The organism is cyanobacterium endosymbiont of Epithemia clementina EcSB, assembly GCF_029919255.1.
Classification (GTDB): Bacteria; Cyanobacteriota; Cyanobacteriia; order Cyanobacteriales; family Microcystaceae; genus Rippkaea.
Map to the genome: position 1 here is coordinate 757289 of NZ_CP123991.1, position 18662 is coordinate 775950.

Sequence of the window (18662 nt, forward strand, 5' to 3'; positions counted from 1 at the left end):
TATGAAACTCACGCGTAGACAATCAGTTCAACGTCGCCATCGGCGGATTCGCAAAAAAGTCAGCGGCACGACTGAGTGCCCCCGTCTGGCAATTTTCCGTTCCAATCAGCATATATATGCTCAAGTTATTGATGATATAGCTCAGCAAACTTTAGCCGCTGCCTCGACCTTGGAACCAGATTTAAAACAATCTTTGTCTTCAGGGTCTACTTGTGAAGCATCAGCAGCAGTAGGCAAATTGATTGCCCAACGGACTATCAATAAGGGAATTGAACAAGTTGTCTTTGATCGAGGGGGGAATCTTTATCACGGACGAATTAAAGCATTGGCAGATGCAGCCCGTGAAGCTGGATTGCAGTTTTAAACACAACGAAACAATATCTCAATGTAAGGGTAGAAATTATGGCAAAGCGTCGTAAAGGCAGCCGAACAAAAGCAAAAGAGACCAACTGGCAAGAACGGGTAATTCAAATTCGTCGGGTCAGTAAAGTCGTTAAAGGCGGTAAAAAACTGAGTTTTCGTGCTATTGTCGTCGTTGGCAATGAAAATGGACAAGTCGGCGTTGGCGTCGGTAAAGCCGGGGATGTTATTGGAGCAGTTCGTAAAGGAGTCGCTGATGGCAAGAAACAACTAATAGACGTATCTTTGAACAAAGCCAGCTCCATTACCCATCTTGCTAAAGGTATTTCTGGAGGAGCCAAAGTTGTTGTTAGACCTGCTGCCCCAGGAACAGGGGTAATTGCTGGGGGAGCCGTACGTACCGTTTTAGAATTAGCAGGGGTGAAAAATATTCTTGCTAAACAACTTGGTTCCAGTAATCCCCTCAACAATGCTAGGGCTGTGATTAACGCTCTTGAAGGCGTCCGGACTTTCTCTGCTGTCGCCCAAGAGCGGGGGGTTCCCCTAGAATATCTTTACACCTAGTCCCTAGACTCCAATGGATTATCAAGGTGTGAGGAAGAATGACTGGCTCAATATTAAATGTTCAAAACAAAGAAACTATGAGAATTCATGAATTGACCCCAAAAGAAGGCTCCAAAAGACGCCGCCGTCGCGTTGGGCGTGGAATTTCTGCCGGACAAGGAGCAAGTTGTGGCTTTGGAATGCGGGGGCAAAAATCACGCTCAGGAACAGGGACAAAACCAGGATTTGAAGGGGGACAAATGCCTCTGTATCGCCGTGTTCCCAAATTAAAACACTTTTCTATAGTTAATCCCCATAACTACACCATTATTAACGTGGGTAAATTAAATTCTCTGTTTCCTCAGACTGAGGTTACCCTAGAAAGTTTGATTGAACAAGGAGTCATTACGAATAATGATGGTCCATTAAAGGTGTTGGGAAATGGAAATCTTGACAAATCTTTAGTAATTCAAGCAGCGGCCTTTACCAAAAGTGCCAAAGAAAAAATAGAGGCAGCTGGAGGAAGTTGGAAAGAGTTATCTTGAAATACTCCCCAAAAAAAACACTAAAACGATTAATAATTGATAAGTAATAATTGATCATTGATAACTGAGGTAGCCATTAATGGTTGTCAGTCGAGATAAAACGCCTACAGCACAAGAGACATTTTTACAAATGGCTCAAGCCGCCGGTCTTCGAGGTCGGCTCTTGATAACCATCGGATTATTAATTTTAATTCGTTTTGGCATTTTTATTCCCATTCCAGGAATTGATCGTGAAGCCTTTGCCACCGCTATTAGTAATAGCCCTATTTTAGGTTTTTTGGATATCTTTACAGGAGGAGGGATTGCCGCTTTAGGAATATTTGCCTTAGGAATTCTCCCGTTTATTAATGCCTCCATTATTATGCAGCTATTAACGGCTGCTATCCCTGCTTTGGAAGATTTGCAAAAAAATGAAGGAGAAGCAGGAAGGCGGAAAATTTCCCAAATAACTCGCTATGTTGCCCTAGGCTGGTGTATTGTCCAGAGTTCTGGAATTACTATTGGTTTGTTGAGACAGTATGCCCTCAATGACCAGTTCTGGTTTGTCCCTGAAACAGTTTTGGCTCTAACGGCTGGTTCAATGTTCGTAATGTGGGTGTCAGAAATTATAACCGAACGAGGTATTGGCAATGGAGCATCTTTATTGATTTTCGTTAATATTGTTGCAAGTTTACCGAGAACTTTGGGAAATACTATAGATTATGCCCAAACAGGCGGTCAGCAAGCTGTAGCTCAAGTTGTAATTCTGTTGTTAGTATTTCTGATTATGATTGTGGGGATTGTGTTTGTTCAAGAAGGAACTAGACGTATTCCAATTATTTCAGCCCGTCGTCAAGTAGGCCGAAGATTATACCGAGAAAGAACCAGTTATTTACCCCTGCGGTTAAATCAAGGTGGAGTAATGCCGATTATTTTTGCTTCCGCTGTTTTGATTTTACCCCAGTCCTTAGCGGGATTTTTTGGTAATCAAGGGCCAGTTAGTCAGGTGTTAGTACAAATTGCTAATACTTTACGTCCTGGAACTTGGACTTATATTGGAGTCTACTCATTGTTGATTCTCTTTTTTAGTTACTTCTATGCTTCCTTAATCATGAACCCTGAAGATGTCTCCAAAAATCTTAAGAAAATGGGGGCAAGTATTCCAGGAATTCGCCCAGGAGATAAAACTAAGCAGTATTTAGAAGGAGTTCTTAACCGTCTGACTTTCCTAGGGGCAGTCTTTTTGAGTATTGTCGCAACCGTTCCTACTCTAGTTGAAGGAGCAACTGGAGTGACAACCTTTCGGGGACTAGGAGCAACTTCCCTCTTGATTCTAGTAGGGGTCGCTATTGATACCGCTAAACAAATTCAAACTTATGTCATCTCCCAAAGGTATGAAGGAATGATTAAACAGTAGATGATTGAGGGAATAGAGAAGTTTAATTATTCCCAGTTCCTATTTTTCACGAAGCCTAACTAACCTCAAGACAAACAATAGCTATGAGTCATGCAAAGGGATTAATTTTTTTAGGACCCCCAGGTTCAGGAAAAGGAACCCAAGCCCAACTTTTATCAGAACAATTAACAATTCCCCATATCTCAACCGGAGAAATGTTGAGAGAGGCGATTGCTAAAAAGACGGAATTAGGGAAAAGAGCTCAATATTACGTTGATAAGGGGGAGTTAGTGCCTGATGAGTTACTGTTAAATTTGATTAAGGAACGACTTAACCAGGATGATGTCCAAAGTGGGTGGATTTTAGATGGGTTTCCCAGAAACGTTTCTCAGGCAACTTTTTTGGATAAACTCTTATCAAAGTTGGGAAAATTTTCAGAACAAGCTATCAATTTAGAAGTGTCTGATAACCAACTTGTTAAACGGCTTCTATTAAGAGGTCGTAAAGACGATAATGAAGAAACTATTCGTCGTCGATTAGAAGTTTACCGAGAGAAAACAAAGCCAGTTATTGATTATTACCAACAACATTGTCGACTAACTTCCGTGGATGGAAACCTCCCACTAGAACGGGTAACCGCCTCTTTAAAAGAAGTTATTACTGCTTAATTGAGTGACGGAGTTAACCACAAACCGATTAATCCCGCGACCTCAAAATTTCTGATAAAATAGGCGGGGAATAGTCTACAGGGATCACACGTCGGACTACTTAGATTTGTCCATTCCTAGCGTAGGTATTTACCTAATCTTTTTTAAAGTGTACCATTTGAGGCTTAATCTTTTGTCCAAACAAGATTTAATTGAAATGGAGGGAACAGTAACAGAATCCCTCCCTAATGCTATGTTTAGAGTCGATCTTGACAACGGGTTTAATGTGTTAGCTCACATTTCAGGGAAAATCCGCCGTAACTATATTAAAATTCTGCCAGGTGATCGCGTGAAGGTTGAATTAACTCCTTACGACCTAACTAAAGGAAGAATTACTTATCGGCTAAAAACAAAAAAATAAGAGGTTAGTCAGCTGAAGCTCGATAACAATTCCTTAAAAAATTTGTTAAATTAGCTAAATTTGAAGACAATTGTTGCTATAATAATAAGCTTGCAGTCAAAGCTGTAGAAACCAAAATGAAAGTTAGAGCATCAGTCAAGAGAATGTGTGATAAATGTCGGGTTATCCGACGACGTGGGCGGGTGATGGTACTTTGTACCAATCCTAAACACAAGCAGCGTCAAGGTTAGTCGTTGTCGTTACACAAAAGTGAAACAATTTCTAAAAACGCAAACAGCAATATTGTAGAGGGAGAAAAAACGTGGCAAGGATAGCTGGTGTAGACCTGCCTCGGGATAAACGGGTGGAGATTGGCCTAACTTATTTATTTGGCATTGGTCTATCGAGATCTCAAGAAATTTTAGCAGAAACAGGGGTTAATCCTGATACTCGGGTTAGAGATTTAAGTGATGAAGACATTGCTACCTTACGTGCTTACATCGAAGCAAACTATCAAATCGAAGGAGATTTGAGACGTTGGGAGGCAATGAATATCAAGCGTTTAGCAGATATTGGGACCTATAGAGGCCGTCGTCATCGTCAAGGACTGCCAGTAAGAGGACAACGGACTAGGACCAATGCCCGTACTCGTCGCGGTAGAAGACTTACCGTTGCTGGGAAGAAAAAAGCCCCCTCTAAAAAATAATGAGTTTCTATTGGTAATTGATTTAGACAGAAAATTCAGTAAAGAACTATGGCGCGACCAACAAAAAAAAGCGGTGCAAAGAAGCAGAAGAAAAACGTTCCTAATGGCATTGCTCACATCCAATCTACCTTTAATAATACTATCGTTACCATTGCTGATACGAAAGGTGACGTCGTTTCTTGGGCATCAGCTGGCTCAAGCGGTTTTAAGGGGGCAAAAAAAGGGACTCCTTTTGCGGCACAGACCGCGGCCGATTCAGCCGGTAGACGAGCAATTGATCATGGAATGCGACAAATTGAGGTCATGGTCAGTGGGCCAGGGGCAGGACGTGAAACAGCTATTCGTGCTCTTCAAGGTGCAGGGCTAGAAATTACTCTTATTCGGGATGTTACCCCTATACCTCACAACGGCTGTCGTCCACCAAAACGACGCCGAGTTTAGCCAGCAGTCATAAATCTTTCAAAAAACATAAAAAGTTGGCGTTGGACAAGGCGCGAATCCGCGTCGTAGGGGCATTTGACAATGAAGGGAGGTCATGGTCGTGGCGCAGTTTCAAATTGAGTGTGTTGAGTCTAAGACTCAAAAAAACCAAAGTCAATACAGTAAGTTTGTCCTGGAGCCTCTAGAACGAGGACAAGGGACGACAATGGGTAATGCTCTAAGGCGAGTATTGCTAGCTAATCTAGAGGGAGCATCGGTTACGGCGATTCGCATTGCGGGAGTTAACCACGAGTTTGCCACCATTCCAGGGGTTAGAGAAGATGTACTAGAAATCATGTTAAACATGAAGGAAATTGCCCTTAAAAGTTATAGTGATCAACCGCAAATTGGTCGCCTAGTAGCGATAGGAGCAGCCACAGTAACTGCGGCAAATTTTGAGTTACCCTCAGAAGTAGAAGCTGTTGATCCAACCCAGTATATTGCTACCCTGACAGAAGGGTCAAAGTTGGAAATGGAGTTTCGAGTTGAAAAAGGAACTGGATATAAGGGAATTTACCGTCAAAAAGATGAATCTCCTTCTCTGGATTTTTTACAGATTGATGCGGTTTTTATGCCGGTAACCAAAGTTAATTATAGTGTAGAAGACATTAGGGGAGATGGAGCTGAGCCTAAAGATCGACTGATTTTGGAGATTTGGACGAATGGCAGTTTTAATCCAAAAGATGCTCTTTCTGAGGCAGCAGAGATTGTAGTCGATTTATTTAGTCCCCTTAAAGATCTTAATCAACTTGAAACTAGTCCTCCTGATTATCAAGATGACGACAATCCTCAAAGTCAGATTCCTATTGAAGAACTACAACTTTCAGTGCGAGCTTACAATTGTCTAAAAAGGGCACAGATAAATACAGTCGCAGATTTATTGGATTATAGTCAAGAAGATCTTCTCGAAATTAAGAATTTTGGGCAGAAGTCTGCTGAAGAAGTGATTGAAGCCTTACAAAAGCGGTTGGGCATTACCTTACCTCAAGAAAAAGCTAAACCCTGATATTAGTCCTCAGACCTCAGTGTTGCACACTGAAAATTTGAGGACTTAAACTTGACTCATTACATTACAATTTACTTTAGGAGGAGTAAAAATCATGCGTCATCAATGTCGCGTTCCCCAACTGGGCAAGCCAGCAGACCAGCGGAAAGCTTTGTTAAGATCACTCACAACAGAGTTAATCCGTCATGGTCAAATTACAACTACTAAAACTCGAGCTAAAGCTGTACGCTCTGAGGTAGAAAGAATGATTACCTTAGCAAAAGACGGCTCCCTAGCAGCTAGACGCAGAGCAATAGGCTATATATACGATAAACAGTTAGTTCATGCCCTATTTGCAGAGGCCAAAGACCGCTATAGCAATCGCAATGGTGGTTACACTCGAGTCGCTCGAACCCTGCGCCGTCGCGGAGATAATGCCGAAATGGCTATTATTGAACTTGTCTAAATTGTTCTGAAATTTGTTACCGAGTTTATGAACCGAACCCAACCACTAGAAAAACAACGAGTAGCCCTGGTTATTCAATATTTGGGGAGTTGCTTTCATGGTTGGCAATGGCAGCCCAATCGGCGAACGGTTCAAGCAGAAATTGAAACTGCGATCACCCAAGTCCTTGAAACCAAAGTTACCTTACACGGTGCAGGACGAACAGATGCAGGAGTTCACGCAGCCGCTCAAGTGGCTCACTTCGACTATTCTAGTCCCATTCCTTCCACTCGATGGGCAGATATTCTCAATTCTCGTCTACCCGAAGATATTCTCATTCGAGCTTCGGCTCTCGTTACTGAAAACTGGCACGCTCGTTTTTCGGCCCAGTGGCGACGCTATCGCTATACTTTTTATACCGAAAAGCAGCCAAACCTATTTGTAAAACCCTTTAGTTGGCATTATTATCATTCGCCCTTGAATGAATCTCTAATGAACACGGCTCTTAAACCCTTGATTGGAAAACATCATCTAGCGGCTTTTTGTCGCGCAGGTTCCCATCGTGATCATTGTTGGGTTGAGATTCAAGCCGCTCATTGTTACCGACAAGGACCCTTTATTCATCTAGAAATTCAAGCCAATGGTTTTTTGTATGGGATGGTGCGTTTATTAGTGGGAATGTTAGTTGAAGTAGGCAGTGGTAAGCGTTCTGCTGATAATTTTACCGATATTTGGATGAATCAACGAAGAGAAGAGGTTAAATATTCTGCTCCAGCTAAAGGATTATGTTTGCTGCGAATAGGTTATCAAGATTTTCCTTTTCCCTGTAGTGTTTGGTTTGATACCCAACCCTTTTTTGTGTTTCATCAAAGTTTTGAACCACAGTTTTCTGTGGCTGAGCAGCCTATAGATGTGTGCCATCAGTTCCTAGAAAACTCAATAAAATAAACTTTATCTTAATTACTCACTGAGTTCTCCATGAATAAAACCCTAACTTCAACCCTAGAAAATATCGAACATAAATGGTATGTTGTCGATGCAACCAACCAACGTTTGGGACGTTTGGCTTGTGAGATTGCAAAAGTTTTACGGGGGAAAAATAAACCAACTTTTGCTCCTCATATGGATACAGGAGATTTTGTTATTGTAGTCAATGCCGAAAAAGTCATGGTAACCGGTAGAAAAAACACTCAGAAACTCTACCGTCGTCATTCAGGTCGACCGGGAGGAATGAAAATAGAGACCTTTGAAAAACTTCAAGCTCGTATTCCTGAGAGAATTCTTGAAAAGGCTGTCAAGGGGATGCTCCCCAAAAATGCCTTGGGTCGTAAGTTGTTTACAAAACTCAAAGTGTATACCGGAGCGACCCATCCTCATCAAGCACAACATCCTGAAGCACTTAATATTAATACTATTCCTAATGGAGGAAAAAATTAATGCAAGCTACTGCGTCTGAAGATAAAGTCGTTTATTGGGGAACTGGACGTCGTAAATCAGCGATCGCAAGGGTTCGTTTAGTACCTGGTGGTGGTGAACTCACCGTTAATGGAAAACCTGGGAACATTTACTTTAACCGAATTGCTTCCTATATTCAGTCGATCAAGGCTCCGTTAGAAACCTTGGGACTAGAAAATGACTATGATATTTTAGTCACCTCTCATGGAGGAGGGTTGACTGGTCAAGCGGATGCCGTCAAATTGGGGATAGCGAGAGCTTTATGTGAGTTAGCTCCTGAAAACCGCCAACCCCTAAAAGTTGAAGGATATTTAACTCGTGATCCTCGGGCGAAAGAACGTAAGAAATACGGCTTACATAAAGCTCGTAAGGCCCCTCAATACTCAAAACGATAATTCACGATTTTTGTCAAAAACCACTAGTCAATCATAGCATAAGGAGTTTTATGGCTAAACCAGACATTCACCCCACTTGGTATCCCGAATCGGAAGTAATGTGTAATGGGGAAGTTGTGATGAAAGTAGGATCGACTCGACCCGAAATTAATGTGGAAGTTTGGTCGGGAAATCACCCTTTTTACACTGGAACTCAGAAGATGATCGATACGGAAGGACGAATTGATCGCTTCCAAAAGCGGTATGGAAATTTTAGTAAAGGAGGCAACAAAAAATCTGAAAAAAAATCTGATGCTTCTAAAAAATAGCAACGTGATTGATATTAGTGGCCCAGCAGAGTTTCTGCTGGGTTAATATTTTTTGAGATAAAGACGAGAAAATATGCTGTGTTTAGAATATCAAAGGAATTTGATGTGCTAATCTATAGGTTATTAACGAATTTGGCTGTCTAGAGACTCTCTGGTTAAGATTTCTACAAAAAAATCCCCATTTTATCTTAATTTATACTTATGTATACATTTTTCATATATATATTTTTAGTGGGTAAAGAAACAATTTATTACTAGTAAAGTTATTCTTCCACAACGGTGAACTAAAAATGGTTCCATCTTGAAAAGTTCAATTAGTAGCTGCCATGTAGTTTAGTCATATCATAAAAGTTCCACTTCAAATACCGTTAGTTTGTCATACAAACAAAAAACACTAAAAAAGTTTATTATCTTCAGTCTACTAAACAGATATCGTAATTTTTTAGTTGATTCAAACCGAGTTGAAAACAAATCCCTTGACATAATCTTGTTATTGTTAAATTAGAAGTATTAAAGTTAAGAGAATCCTATGGCTGAGTCCTATCTTTTAGAAAAGTTACAATCTGTTGAACAAACCTATAAAGAATTAACCTACCGTCTAGCAGATCCTGACATTGCCACCAACCCTGATGAACTTCAACGGGTGGCTAAGGCGCGTTCATCTTTAGAAGAAACTGTTCTCACTTATGAGATTTGGAAAGAAACTCAAGAAGAGTTAACAGGGGCTAAACAAATTCTCAAAGATGCCGGAGGTGATTTCGAAATGAGAGAAATGGCTTCCCTAGAAGTGGAGGAGTTACAAAAAAAGTCAGAAGATTTAGAAAAAAAACTAAAAATCCTGTTACTTCCTCGAGATCCTAACGATGATAAGAATATCATGCTAGAAATTCGTGCTGGTACTGGAGGCGATGAAGCCAGTATTTGGGCTGGAGATTTAGTAAGGATGTATTCTCGCTATGCAGAAGGTCAGAAATGGATGGTTAAACTAGTGAGTGAGTCCCTGGCGGACATGGGCGGGTTTAAGGAAGCTATTCTTGAAATTCAAGGGGAACAGGTTTATAGTAAACTTAAATTTGAAGCTGGAGTTCATCGGGTACAACGCGTTCCTGTTACAGAAGCAGGAGGACGGATTCACACTTCAACCGCAACGGTGGCAATTATGCCAGAAGTGGATGAAGTGGAGATCGATATTGATCCCAAAGATATTGAGATATCCACAGCACGTTCAGGGGGCGCAGGGGGACAAAATGTCAACAAGGTAGAAACGGCAGTAGATTTATTTTATAAACCTTTGGGTATCCGTATATTCTGCACAGAAGAGCGTTCGCAACTACAAAACCGTGAACGAGCAATGCAAATTTTACGAGCAAAGTTATACGAAGTAAAGTTACGGGAACAACAAAACGCGGTTAGTTCGATGCGTAAGTCTCAGGTAGGAACAGGGGCACGTTCTGAGAAAATTCGGACTTATAATTATAAAGACAATCGGATAACGGATCATCGTTTAGGTCAAAATTTTGCTCTTGGTGGTGCTCTGGAAGGAGATATTGAGGATATAATCCAAATTTGTATTAGTCAGGATCAACAGGAACGTTTAGAAGAATTAGCAGCTTTCCCAGAAATAGCTGAGGCAATCAACTAATCAGGTTGATAATGTCTAATTATGATGAAAATCACTCACTGTCTTCACGCCGCTATTAATGAATTTAAGGTTAACATTTCGTAGAAATTGCTGTTTAACGTCGGCGAGAGTGTTGTTAACATCGTACTTTTGTTTGATAGAATTGATGAGTTCAGTTTGGTTGTACTTCTTAGCAACACCCCATAGGTCAGCAATTAAGTAGAAAGTCCTATCGCTGTTACGGGACTAAGCGAGATCATATTCGTCCTCGAGAACAGCTACAATGTCGGAACGAGCATGCTGTCCGTCGTAACTATGGACATCAGCTTTAGCCTATAATGTAAATACCGAGATTGAATGCTCGTCTGTGGCGACTCTGACCTCGAGCTGCCAACTGGTTCCTGGAAAAAGATATCGTCTGATTTTTTGCTTGTTCTGCATATCACTTTAGTTAGTACAACCCGAGTTCACGTCCTTGACACTAGTTATTTCTCAAAGTAATGTCGAGTTGTTGTAGAAGTAATGTTCGTACAATAGTATTCTGGCAATGAATAGTTAACAAATAAAGAAAAAGCTGAAAAACCAAGACATAGATAAAATACTTAGGGCATTGTATCTATGTCTTGTTGAATTGAAAAAAATAATGTCAGCCTTGATTTTAGAAAACTTTTTTCGTTATTTTCCTCATCATAGTCTTATAGGAGAAAATTGAGAGTACACTAGAGATGACAATAGGAATGAGGAAGAATGTTATTGTGTATGGTTATAAGGATAAGGTAGACCAATAGTAAAAGTACTCTACATATCTAGTTAAATTTTAAAAAAACAACCATAAAAAATATTTTTTATATATATGAAATACAGATATTCATCCAATATATGAATCTACTAAACATCGCTAAAAATTTATTTATCTCTACTTTTTTATAAACCAGACATATAGTTTTGAGATATGTTTATACTATTTCTCTTTCAAGAAGAGCTAATTAACCAATTAATTATAAATTTTGTCTTTTTGTTAAAAAACGAGTAAAATAAACTAGAAAATAAATCAAGAAACTCAAAAAAATTAGAATTATTAGAATAAAAAGCCGTGATTGATAATAAATTTTACCAGTAAAAAAATATTAAGTAGGAAATCATTCTAGAGATTTTACCTTCCTCTCTTATTGACCTTAACCACTGAACTTTATATTTGTGGTGTTAATTATCAACAAGACAGTTAAAAATAAATACTAGGTTTTTTTAAACCTAGTATTTATTTTTAACTCTAGTAAAAACGTTTTTTATCTTTACCTAATCTAGGATAGTTTTGAATTGATAAGAATACTATATTGAAGAATAGTATATATTAGAATTAATTGTAGATATACAAATAATTAAAATTAGATGGCTTATGGTCCCTTATAGATTATAACTTAATCTATAAAAATATTTAGATTTAGTTTAAAAACGAACATTACTACAAACTTTATATTTTAAAAAAACAAAGACAGTTATTATTACTTTAGATTAAACTAGGTCAAATTGTATTTCTATGATTCCATAAATGACACGCCATCATCATATTAACTCTTACGATGGACATTCTGCTACAGGTCATGGACATCATCATAATCCTACTAGTTACAATCGTGCCTTTGTTGTTGGGTTACTGCTCAATACAAGTTTTGTATTAATTGAGTTTATAGGGGGGTTTATAGCCAACTCAGTTGCCTTGACGGCAGATGCAGGACATAATTTAAGTGATGTTTTAGGGCTGATTTTAGCATGGGCAGCTAATTTGGTCGCCCGCCGACAACCATCGAGCCGAAAGATCTATGGTTGTCGAAAATCGTCAATTTTAGCCGCATTTTTGAATGCAGTGTCTTTATTACTAGTGACAGGGGGAATAGCTTGGGAGGCACTTGAGCGATTGTTCTATCCTGTGGATGTGCAAAGTAATCCAATTATTTGGATAGCAGCGATAGGTATTATTATTAATATTGGTACTGCCTTAATGTTTTTCTCAGGTCGTCGAAATGATATTAACATCAAGGCTGTATTCTCCCATATGGTAGCAGATGCTATGGTATCGGTTGGGGTTGTTTTGGCAGGAATTGGGATTATCCTAACTCGTTGGTCTTGGCTAGATCCAGCATTTAGCTTAATTATTAGTGTATTGATTATTGTCAACAGCTGGGAACTGTTAAAAGAGTCCTTTCACTTAGTAGTCGATGGAGTTCCTACTAAAATTGATGAGCGTGTTGTTTACACTTATTTGTCTGAATTTACAGGGGTAACTCAAATTCATGACTTACATATTTGGGGAATTAGTACCACAGAAACTGCCTTAACAGCACATTTAGTTATTCCTCAAGGTCATCCAGGTGACAAATTTTTATCCCAAATTTGTCAGGAGTTACATAATAACTTTGGCATCGCTCATTCAACACTACAAGTTGAATTAGGCGATTCACAATATACTTGTAAATTAGAACCAACGGAGAGAGTTTCAGAGTAAATAATCAATATTTTCGATTAATAAACAATCAATTAAAAAACCATTTTTATTTTTAAGAGGAATTTTATGTCTTTTGTTGGTTTACATATTCACAGTGAATATAGTCTACTTGATGGAGCGTCTCAACTCAATGCTTTAGTTGATCGTGCTGTGGAATTAGAAATGCCAGCGATTGCTCTAACGGATCATGGAGTAATGTATGGAGTGATCGAACTCATGAAAGTTTGCCGTAATAAAGGAATTAAACCAATTATTGGCAATGAAATGTATGTTATCAATGAAGATATTGAAGTTAATCAACGTCATCGACGATATCATCAAGTTGTCTTAGCTAAGAATACCCAAGGCTATAGAAATTTAGTAAAGTTAACAACTATATCTCACCTCAAAGGTATTCAGGGAAAGGGAATTTTTTCTCGTCCTTGTATCAATAAAGAATTATTAGAGCAATATTATGAAGGATTGATTGTTACGAGTGCTTGTATAGGAGGGGAAATTCCCCAAAAAATTTTAGCAGGAGATTTAAAAGAAGCTAAACGAATTGCTAAATGGTATCAAAAAATATTTAAAGACGACTTTTACCTAGAAATCCAAGATCATGGTTCACAAGAAGATCGAATTGTTAATCGAGAGATTGTTGAAATTGCCGATAAATTAAACATTAAAATTATTGCAACTAATGACTCTCATTTTATCTCTTGCTATGATGTAGAAGCTCATGATGCGTTACTTTGTATTCAAACACAGAAGTTAATTACAGAAGATAAACGTCTTAGATATAGTGGGACTGAATATCTCAAATCTGCCGAAGAAATGAGGTTATTATTCAGAGATCATCTTCCTGATAGTGTGATTGAAGAAGCAATAAATAATACCTTAGAAGTTGCTGATAAAATTGAACATTATAAAAATATTTTTGGAGAACCTCGCATTCCTAATTATCCCGTTCCTTCAGGACATAATCCTGATAGTTACATTGAAGAAATAACTTGGGAAGGGTTAACAAAAAGGCTAAAATGTCGTTTGCGTGAAGAAATACCAGACAACTATAAGGAAAGATTAGAATATGAATTAAAGATGTTACAAAGAATGGGATTTTCAACTTATTTTTTAGTAGTTTGGGATTATATTAAATATGCAAGAGATCATAAAATTCCTGTTGGACCCGGAAGAGGATCGGCTGCAGGTTCCTTAGTTGCTTATTCTTTGAAAATAACTAATATAGATCCAGTTCATCACGGACTTTTATTTGAAAGATTTTTAAATCCTGAACGGAAATCTATGCCCGATGTTGATACAGATTTTTGTATTGAAAGACGGGATGAAATGATTAAATATGTTACTGAAAAATATGGAAAAGCTAATGTTGCTCAAATTATAACTTTTAACCGTATGACTTCTAAAGCGGTTTTAAAAGATGTAGCTAGAGTGTTAAATATTCCCTATGCAGACTCCGATAAAATGGCGAAAATGATTCCGGTTTCACGGGGAAAACCTACTAAATTAAAAGTAATGATTTCTGATGAAACTCCAGAGCCAAAATTTAAAGAAGCTTATGATAGTCAAGAAGTAGATATTAAAGATGATAAAGGAAATGTGATTGGTCAAATTCCTGTGCGTAATTGGGTGGAGATGGCAATTCGCATTGAAGGAACCAATAAAACCTTTGGAGTTCATGCTGCAGGTGTAGTTATTTCTTCTGAACCTTTAGACGAAGTTGTTCCTCTTCAAAAGAATAATGAAGGAGCAGTTATTACTCAGTATTTCATGGAAGATTTAGAGTCCCTAGGGTTGTTAAAAATGGATTTCTTAGGGTTAAGAAATCTAACAACTATTCAGAAAACAGCAGATTTAGTTAAGCAAAATAGAAATCTAGATTTAGATTTAGATCAATTACCTTTAGAAGAAAGAAAAGCCTTACAAATCATTGCTAAAGGAACCGCTAAAAAACTTCCAGATGATATAGACAAAACCTATAAACTTTTAGCAAGAGGAGACTTAGAAGGAATTTTTCAGTTAGAATCATCAGGAATGAAGCAGATTGTTAAAGATCTAAAACCATCAGGAATTGAAGATATTTCTTCTATTTTAGCTCTTTATCGTCCTGGTCCTTTGGATGCGGGACTCATTCCTAAATTTATTGATCGTAAACATGGAAAAGAAGCGATTCAATATGAACATTATTTATTGGAATCTATTCTTAAGGAAACCTATGCTGTCTTAGTTTATCAAGAACAAATCATGAAGATGGCACAAGATTTAGCTGGTTATTCTTTAGGAGAAGCAGATTTATTACGTCGCGCAATGGGAAAAAAGAAAATCTCAGAAATGAAAAAGCATCGAGAGATTTTTATTGATGGATCGACTAAAAATGGAGTTCCTAGGAATGTTGCAGAAAATTTGTACGAACAAATGGTTAAGTTTGCGGAATATTGTTTAAGTTATGATACGGAAGTATTGACCGTCGAGTATGGAGCAATTCCCATCGGTAAAGTGGTGGAGGAAAGTCTCGACTGTAATATTTATACGGTAGACAAAAATGGCTTTGTTTATACTCAACCTATTCAACAATGGCATTCACGAGGTCAGCAAGAAATCTTTGAATATTGTCTTGAGGACGGTGCCATCATTCGAGCAACAAAAGACCACAAATTTATGACTGCCGAAGGTAAAATGTTCCCTATCCATGACATCTTCGAACAAGGATTAGAGTTGAGGAAAATTTTACCCGGTCCAGCGACAACAGAACCTCGTCAAATCGAAAATAATTAATGAAAAGTTTATGGTTCTCTTCTAAAGAAGAGAACCATAAACTGACTGTATTCCGTAAAACCTGTAAGGCATAACTGCTAACTTTTGTTTATTATGACCTTGTAGCAGTCGGTCTTAGGAGAGCCGGTTTTGTTAACTCAATTATGATGCTTGGTTGCAGATTACAAGGTACTTGAATCTAAACTTTGTGCGGCCTCAGGCGTTAAAGGTAAATGCAACCCGCACTCCTGCTTTAGTCCGTGAAAACGTCCATCTCGTTCGCTTTCATCTCCTGCTATCATAGGACGACTTGAATGCCAATCTCCAACCGACACATATCCTTTGTCAAAATAGGGATGATAGGGTAAATTGTGGACTATTAAATACTGATAAATATCACGGGAATCCCAATGTAAAATCGGGTGAACCTTATAATAGTTTCCTTGTTGTTCTACCCGTTCTAAAGATTTCCGATGACTCGTTTGAGCTCGACGTAACCCTGCTAACCAAGCTGTGGCATTCAATTCAAGTAACGCCCTTTGCATTGGTTCTACCTTCCGGATCTGATCATATAGGTTAAGAGAGTCCAAATCTTTTTTGTCCCACAGTTTCCCATAGAGAGCTTCCATACGGCCGGGGGTAAGGGGAGATTGATATATCCTCAAATTAAGGTTTAACCGTTTGCTTAATTCCTCAGCAAAACGATAGGTTTCTGCCGGAAGATATCCAGTGTCAACCCAAATTACCGGAATATGAGGGACAACTTGAGTTACTAAATGGAGCATGACTGCCGCTTGGATACCAAAGCTGGTACTCATCACTAATCCATCTCCGAATGTAGTGGCAGACCACTCGACTACATTTTGGGCATTAGTATCGGATAGGAGTTGATTGGTTGCTGGTAAATCAAGACCACTTCTAAGAGGAGTGTGATGTGGTTGAGAACCCTGAACGGAGATAGTTTGAGTACCATTTACTTGTATTTGGGAGTTGAGCCGATCAATATGGGGCATTCGGTAACTTTTTCCCTGGAGTTCAACAATCTTAAAGTTAAGTAATGGTATCCATCAAAGTCGAACGATCCCATCGACGCCCTCACCTTAGCAATTGCTAAGGTGATTCGGCAATTTGACATCTAGGTTTTTGATCCTTCTAAAAGTTTGATTTTAACCAAAATTTAGCACAGTCATGGGACTATTGTATCGTAGTTCCCAAAAGGACAACTCCTGTAGCTAATTCATTAGCTTTTTTTAAGATTGAGCTTTACTAAAATACTTAATCGATAGACCCAGGAGTCATTGAGCGATATGATTGTCTAGAAACTGTAACTGATTTGACTTGAGTTGACATATCTACTCAAATCAATCATGTTGCAAAAAACACTCTGCTGTTGGACAGCCAGTAGAAGTTAAACAAATGCTTGTAGAGGGGAATCTGGAGCGAGTTTGGAAACCTTGCTTTCTGAACAAGACAAACCCAATGAAGCAAGAATCCTGCGCGGTTTCACCGGTGGGAGTGTCAATTAAACGTAAACTCTAGGTTCAATTCAACAGTAGCAACAGAGGGATGACTTACCACCGAGTATTAGTTAAACTAAGCGGCGAGGCCTTGATAGGCAACCTAGGCTATGGCATTGACCCTAAAGTGGTGTCCGAAATTGCTCAGGAAATTTCAGATGTCATTGAGCATGGCACCCAATTGGCTATCGTTGTTGGGGGAGGGAACATCTTTCGTGGAGTCAAAGCGGCTTCGGCCGGGATGGATCGAGCAACAGCTGACTACATTGGTATGATTGCTACAGTTATGAATGCTATGACGTTGCAAGATGCCCTCGAACAGATGGGAATCCCTACACGAGTCCTCACAGCAATCGCTATGCAGGAAGTGGCTGAACCCTATATTCGTCGTCGTGCTATCCGCCATCTTGAAAAGGGACGCGTAGTCATTTTTGGGGCTGGCTCAGGAAATCCCTTTTTTACCACTGACACCACAGCCGCGCTCCGGGCTGCCGAAATTGATGCGGAGGTGGTTTTTAAGGCTACAAAAGTCGATGGGATTTACGATAGTGATCCCACTATTAATCCGAAGGCTCGTCGTTATCAAAGTCTGACCTACGGTCATGTATTAGCTAATGATCTACGGGTAATGGATGGAACGGCGATCGCTCTTTGTAAAGAAAATAATATCCCAATCGTTGTCTTTGATCTCTCAGTTCGAGGCAACATCCTTCGAGCTATCAAAGGAGAGGCGGTTGGAACACTTGTGGGAGGTTTCTGTGAAGTTAGCTGAACTTGAAGATAATATGCAAAAATCCATTGAGGCCACTCAACGGTCTTTCAATACCATTAGAACAGGAAGGGCTAATGCTTCACTTCTTGATAGGATAACGGTTGAATACTATGGGACAGAAACTCCCCTAAATCAACTAGCCAATATTAGCATTCCTGATTCCAGTAGCATTAATATATTGCCCTACGATAAGAATAGTATGGGAGCAATTGAAAAAGCTGTTAGCCTTTCGGATATTGGTTTAACCCCAAATAATGATGGTAAGGTCATTCGTTTAAATATCCCTCCCTTAACCGAAGAAAGGCGTAAAGAAATGGTTAAATTAGCCGGAAAGTTGGCTGAAGAGGGAAAGGTAGCCATTCGGAATATACGTCGAGATTCCATTGATATGGTTCGTAAACAAGAAAAAAATAATGATATTTCTGAGGATGAATCCCGTGATTTACAGAATGAGATTCAGAAAATAACTGATAAATTTACGACAAAAATCGATGATTTATTAAAAATCAAGGAAAAAGATATTATGACAGTCTAGTCGACTAAGTACTATGTATACTTGCCTTAAGTCAGTCTAAGTAGGGGATTAACCTCATAAATTAGGTCCTTACTGGAAAAGAAACTTTATCAACAAAAATCTATCTCCTGCTTTTTGAAAGCAGGAGGTGTCGGAATCGACGTTGAACTAAAAGAAATAATTCATTAAGATGAACAAATATCTATAAAATTTCGAGCAATCACAACTGTTATATTTTCCTTTCTACTATCGCTATTAAATTTGGTTTATAACTCCATTGAGGATTCCCCTTACTTAAATCAAAGTATTTAAGATGGATTATCGAAACAGTACCTTTTGA

21 protein-coding genes and 1 pseudogene are annotated in these 18662 nt (G+C 38.8%); 20 read left to right on the forward strand and 2 right to left on the reverse strand.

Features of this window, described 5'->3' with window-relative positions:
* Position 1 precedes the first annotated feature (1 nt).
* The 16 genes from rplR to prfA all read left to right on the forward strand — a co-directional run bounded on the left by rplR (position 2) and on the right by prfA (position 10286).
* On the forward strand, positions 2–364 hold the full coding sequence (gene rplR / locus P3F56_RS02460) for a 50S ribosomal protein L18 (protein ID WP_281153229.1): 363 nt from the start codon (positions 2–4) through the stop codon (positions 362–364).
* Between the two features lie 38 nt (positions 365–402).
* Entirely contained in the window at positions 403–924 is a 522-nt protein-coding gene (rpsE, locus tag P3F56_RS02465; RefSeq protein ID WP_281153230.1) for a 30S ribosomal protein S5, read from the forward strand.
* Positions 925–1001: 77 nt separating this feature from the next.
* Positions 1002–1448: a 50S ribosomal protein L15 gene (gene rplO, locus P3F56_RS02470; protein ID WP_281153687.1), complete on the forward strand. Its 447-nt coding sequence runs from the start codon at positions 1002–1004 to the stop codon at positions 1446–1448.
* A gap of 79 nt (positions 1449–1527) precedes the next feature.
* A complete protein-coding gene (gene secY / locus P3F56_RS02475) occupies positions 1528–2844 on the forward strand; it encodes a preprotein translocase subunit SecY (RefSeq protein ID WP_281153231.1) in 1317 nt (438 codons plus the stop codon).
* Positions 2845–2927: 83 nt separating this feature from the next.
* Positions 2928–3491, forward strand: coding sequence for an adenylate kinase (locus P3F56_RS02480; protein ID WP_281153232.1), 564 nt, complete (start codon positions 2928–2930; stop codon positions 3489–3491).
* A gap of 172 nt (positions 3492–3663) precedes the next feature.
* Positions 3664–3891: a translation initiation factor IF-1 gene (gene infA / locus P3F56_RS02485; protein ID WP_085433775.1), complete on the forward strand. Its 228-nt coding sequence runs from the start codon at positions 3664–3666 to the stop codon at positions 3889–3891.
* 116 nt (positions 3892–4007) lie between these two features.
* Positions 4008–4121, forward strand: a complete 114-nt coding sequence (gene rpmJ, locus P3F56_RS02490) for a 50S ribosomal protein L36 (protein ID WP_119260920.1) — start codon at positions 4008–4010, stop codon at positions 4119–4121.
* Positions 4122–4192: 71 nt separating this feature from the next.
* A complete protein-coding gene (rpsM, locus tag P3F56_RS02495) occupies positions 4193–4576 on the forward strand; it encodes a 30S ribosomal protein S13 (RefSeq protein ID WP_281153233.1) in 384 nt (127 codons plus the stop codon).
* Between the two features lie 48 nt (positions 4577–4624).
* Positions 4625–5017 (forward strand): 30S ribosomal protein S11, encoded by a 393-nt coding sequence (rpsK, locus tag P3F56_RS02500; protein WP_281153234.1) that lies wholly within the window; start codon positions 4625–4627, stop codon positions 5015–5017.
* 100 nt (positions 5018–5117) lie between these two features.
* Positions 5118–6062 carry a DNA-directed RNA polymerase subunit alpha gene (locus P3F56_RS02505; protein WP_281153235.1) on the forward strand — a complete coding sequence of 315 codons (945 nt, stop codon included), beginning with the start codon at positions 5118–5120 and terminating at the stop codon, positions 6060–6062.
* Positions 6063–6156: 94 nt separating this feature from the next.
* Positions 6157–6507: a 50S ribosomal protein L17 gene (rplQ, locus tag P3F56_RS02510; RefSeq protein WP_281153236.1), complete on the forward strand. Its 351-nt coding sequence runs from the start codon at positions 6157–6159 to the stop codon at positions 6505–6507.
* Positions 6508–6534: 27 nt separating this feature from the next.
* Positions 6535–7434, forward strand: coding sequence for a tRNA pseudouridine(38-40) synthase TruA (gene truA / locus P3F56_RS02515; protein WP_281153237.1), 900 nt, complete (start codon positions 6535–6537; stop codon positions 7432–7434).
* A 30-nt stretch (positions 7435–7464) separates the two neighbouring features.
* Positions 7465–7923, forward strand: coding sequence for a 50S ribosomal protein L13 (rplM, locus tag P3F56_RS02520; protein ID WP_281153238.1), 459 nt, complete (start codon positions 7465–7467; stop codon positions 7921–7923).
* On the forward strand, positions 7923–8336 hold the full coding sequence (rpsI, locus tag P3F56_RS02525; RefSeq protein WP_281153239.1) for a 30S ribosomal protein S9: 414 nt from the start codon (positions 7923–7925) through the stop codon (positions 8334–8336). Before rplM ends, rpsI begins: the two co-directional genes overlap by 1 nt.
* 50 nt (positions 8337–8386) lie before the next feature.
* Positions 8387–8644, forward strand: a complete 258-nt coding sequence (gene rpmE / locus P3F56_RS02530) for a 50S ribosomal protein L31 (RefSeq protein ID WP_281153240.1) — start codon at positions 8387–8389, stop codon at positions 8642–8644.
* A gap of 529 nt (positions 8645–9173) precedes the next feature.
* Positions 9174–10286 carry a peptide chain release factor 1 gene (gene prfA / locus P3F56_RS02535; protein ID WP_281153241.1) on the forward strand — a complete coding sequence of 371 codons (1113 nt, stop codon included), beginning with the start codon at positions 9174–9176 and terminating at the stop codon, positions 10284–10286.
* Between the two features lie 15 nt (positions 10287–10301).
* Here prfA and P3F56_RS02540 read toward each other — a convergent pair.
* Positions 10302–10595 (reverse strand): annotated as a pseudogene (locus P3F56_RS02540) (DUF1257 domain-containing protein); the annotation flags it as partial.
* A 1219-nt stretch (positions 10596–11814) separates the two neighbouring features.
* Here P3F56_RS02540 and P3F56_RS02545 point away from each other — a divergent pair.
* Both P3F56_RS02545 and P3F56_RS02550 read left to right on the forward strand, forming a co-directional pair.
* Positions 11815–12768: a cation diffusion facilitator family transporter gene (locus P3F56_RS02545; protein ID WP_281153242.1), complete on the forward strand. Its 954-nt coding sequence runs from the start codon at positions 11815–11817 to the stop codon at positions 12766–12768.
* A gap of 66 nt (positions 12769–12834) precedes the next feature.
* Positions 12835–15540: a DNA polymerase III subunit alpha gene (locus tag P3F56_RS02550; protein WP_281153243.1), complete on the forward strand. Its 2706-nt coding sequence runs from the start codon at positions 12835–12837 to the stop codon at positions 15538–15540.
* 161 nt (positions 15541–15701) lie between these two features.
* On the opposite strand, the gene cysH is transcribed toward P3F56_RS02550, so the two are convergent.
* Positions 15702–16532 (reverse strand): phosphoadenosine phosphosulfate reductase, encoded by an 831-nt coding sequence (gene cysH, locus P3F56_RS02555; RefSeq protein WP_281153244.1) that lies wholly within the window; start codon positions 16530–16532, stop codon positions 15702–15704.
* Positions 16533–17085: 553 nt separating this feature from the next.
* Here cysH and pyrH point away from each other — a divergent pair.
* Positions 17086–17808 carry a UMP kinase gene (gene pyrH / locus P3F56_RS02560; protein WP_281153245.1) on the forward strand — a complete coding sequence of 241 codons (723 nt, stop codon included), beginning with the start codon at positions 17086–17088 and terminating at the stop codon, positions 17806–17808.
* The gene (gene frr / locus P3F56_RS02565) at positions 17795–18343 is read left to right on the forward strand and encodes a ribosome recycling factor (RefSeq protein ID WP_281153246.1); all 549 of its coding nucleotides are present in this window, start codon (positions 17795–17797) and stop codon (positions 18341–18343) included. Before pyrH ends, frr begins: the two co-directional genes overlap by 14 nt.
* Positions 18344–18662 lie beyond the last annotated feature (319 nt).

Bases quoted from the DNA above. Each gene is read 5' to 3' on its own strand.
- rplO (WP_281153687.1), top strand. From the start codon at position 1,002: ATGAGAATTCATGAATTGACCCCAAAAGAAGGCTCCAAAAGACGCCGC.
- truA (WP_281153237.1), top strand. From the start codon at position 6,535: ATGAACCGAACCCAACCACTAGAAAAACAACGAGTAGCCCTGGTTATT.
- rpmJ (WP_119260920.1), top strand. From the start codon at position 4,008: ATGAAAGTTAGAGCATCAGTCAAGAGAATGTGTGATAAATGTCGGGTT.
- pyrH (WP_281153245.1), top strand. From the start codon at position 17,086: ATGACTTACCACCGAGTATTAGTTAAACTAAGCGGCGAGGCCTTGATA.
- P3F56_RS02545 (WP_281153242.1), top strand. From the start codon at position 11,815: ATGACACGCCATCATCATATTAACTCTTACGATGGACATTCTGCTACA.
- prfA (WP_281153241.1), top strand. From the start codon at position 9,174: ATGGCTGAGTCCTATCTTTTAGAAAAGTTACAATCTGTTGAACAAACC.
- secY (WP_281153231.1), top strand. From the start codon at position 1,528: ATGGTTGTCAGTCGAGATAAAACGCCTACAGCACAAGAGACATTTTTA.
- rplQ (WP_281153236.1), top strand. From the start codon at position 6,157: ATGCGTCATCAATGTCGCGTTCCCCAACTGGGCAAGCCAGCAGACCAG.
- rpsE (WP_281153230.1), top strand. From the start codon at position 403: ATGGCAAAGCGTCGTAAAGGCAGCCGAACAAAAGCAAAAGAGACCAAC.
- rplM (WP_281153238.1), top strand. From the start codon at position 7,465: ATGAATAAAACCCTAACTTCAACCCTAGAAAATATCGAACATAAATGG.
- P3F56_RS02550 (WP_281153243.1), top strand. From the start codon at position 12,835: ATGTCTTTTGTTGGTTTACATATTCACAGTGAATATAGTCTACTTGAT.
- P3F56_RS02480 (WP_281153232.1), top strand. From the start codon at position 2,928: ATGAGTCATGCAAAGGGATTAATTTTTTTAGGACCCCCAGGTTCAGGA.
- rpmE (WP_281153240.1), top strand. From the start codon at position 8,387: ATGGCTAAACCAGACATTCACCCCACTTGGTATCCCGAATCGGAAGTA.
- rplR (WP_281153229.1), top strand. From the start codon at position 2: ATGAAACTCACGCGTAGACAATCAGTTCAACGTCGCCATCGGCGGATT.
- rpsK (WP_281153234.1), top strand. From the start codon at position 4,625: ATGGCGCGACCAACAAAAAAAAGCGGTGCAAAGAAGCAGAAGAAAAAC.
- cysH (WP_281153244.1), bottom strand. From the start codon at position 16,532: ATGCCCCATATTGATCGGCTCAACTCCCAAATACAAGTAAATGGTACT.
- rpsI (WP_281153239.1), top strand. From the start codon at position 7,923: ATGCAAGCTACTGCGTCTGAAGATAAAGTCGTTTATTGGGGAACTGGA.